Origin of the sequence: Bacillus cereus group sp. BcHK124 (assembly GCF_027712065.1) — a bacterium.
Lineage (GTDB): Bacteria > Bacillota > Bacilli > Bacillales > Bacillaceae_G > Bacillus_A > Bacillus_A pacificus.
On sequence record NZ_JAQFPJ010000053.1, the window covers coordinates 1 to 1671 of the forward strand.

Genomic DNA, 1671 nt, shown 5'->3' on the forward strand with positions numbered 1-1671 from the left:
TTCAAAGAACTACTTAGTCGCTCATTTGCGACTTCCTTATGTTAACATTTTCATCTTTCAATGTCAACTAAGTTTTTTATTTCGTTTGTCGCTTTCGATGTTGTTGTTATCGGCGACTTTTTCTATATTACACCTCTAAGGTACAATCGTCAATACATTTTTATAAAAAAACTTCATTTTTCTAAAATCCTATTTACATATCTCTTCTATAAGAATATATAAGCAACCCATATAATACACTATGGGTTGCTTTCCATCATAAAAACTATTGTTCTTTTGAAGGTACCGAACAGCTTTCATCCGTACAAGACATATCACTTCCACCTTCTGAAGAGAGCTCTTGTAACTTAGGTACAGGATTCTCCTCTTCCCACACTTGCTGAAGTGCACCAACAAAAGTTTCAAATGGTTGCGCACCTGAAATAGCATACTTTTGATTAATAATAAAATAAGGTACTCCTGAAATTTGATATTGTTGAGCAATCGCTTCATCAACTCTAACATCATTTGCATATGCATTTTTATCATTAATAACCTTTAAAGCTTCTTGTTTATCTAAACCTGAAGCTTCAGCGATAGTAGCAAGCGTATCCACATCACTTAAATTTTTCGATTCAGTGAAATATGCAAAAAGTAGATTCTCCGTAATCTCTTTTTCTTTCCCTTGATCTTTTGCAAATTTCGCAAGGCGATGCGCATCAAAAGTGTTCGTCGGCTTCATCTCATCAAAATTAAAACTTAAGCCCATACTAGCTGCATGATTTCCTAGTTGTATATTATTTCGCTGAGCTTCTTCAATACTAATGCCATACTTTGATGCAAGCACCTCATTAATACTTGTTCCAGAATAGATTGGAGCATTCTGGTCTAATTCAAAACTTTTAAACTCAACTTCAACATTATTCTTATGTGGAAATTGCTCTAAAGCCATCTCTAATCTACGTTTCCCAATGTAGCAAAATGGACACACAAAATCTGACCATACTTCAATTTTCATAGAAACACCTCATTAACATGTAGTTGTCAATCATTGTAGCACCGGCACTAAGGAATTCAAAAATTTATGCTTCAAGCCTTATATACTACAACCTAAAATAAATTTATAAATAGAAAAACGATAATCAAAAGTATTACCTTCTGATTATCGTATATGTAAATCTAATTATACTTAAATATATCTTCCCACGAACTTCCATACGGTATTCCAATATGCATTTGAATCTATCTTCTCAGCTTCTCCATTCCAACTTATCGAAAGAATTTATGTGTAGTGTATTATGTTTATGATTTGATACAAAGTTGGCATCCTTTTCTTCATTTGTAGCCAACACATCTCCTGATGCATTCACAGTTTCTACTAAGTGAGGGTTATCCTCTAAAAATTCTTTTTCTTGTTTCGCATTCAACGCATAGTTATAAAAATAATTCCCAACTAACATATATACAATCGCTAGAAGGACTAAGACTACTATATTGACACTCCCACGGCTAAAGCCGCAAGCTGACTAACGTCAGTGGGATTCTTGCTACCAAAGACGAAGTCTATTTCTAGTATCGCTGACGTGCAAGATTGCGGTGTGCCATCACCACTCCATATCCAGTGCATCTAGCAGATACGGCACTCGTTCTATTACCAAACGAGTCAGATTGTGAGTTCTCAAATGTGTTTTA

The 1671-nt window shown here is 34.6% G+C and carries 1 protein-coding gene and 1 pseudogene; both read right to left on the reverse strand.

Annotation, left to right across the window (positions count from 1 at the left end; genetic code table 11):
• Window positions 1-265: 265 nt before the first annotated feature.
• The gene (locus PDK19_RS27160) at window positions 266-997 is read right to left on the reverse strand and encodes a DsbA family oxidoreductase (protein ID WP_074615441.1); all 732 of its coding nucleotides are present in this window, start codon (window positions 995-997) and stop codon (window positions 266-268) included.
• Window positions 998-1244: 247 nt separating this feature from the next.
• Window positions 1245-1439 (reverse strand): annotated as a pseudogene (locus PDK19_RS27165) (alpha/beta hydrolase); the annotation flags it as partial.
• Window positions 1440-1671 lie beyond the last annotated feature (232 nt).

What these genes read in the sequence shown, in the direction of transcription:
- PDK19_RS27160 (WP_074615441.1), bottom strand. Translation starts at nt 997, where the DNA reads ATGAAAATTGAAGTATGGTCAGATTTTGTGTGTCCATTTTGCTACATT.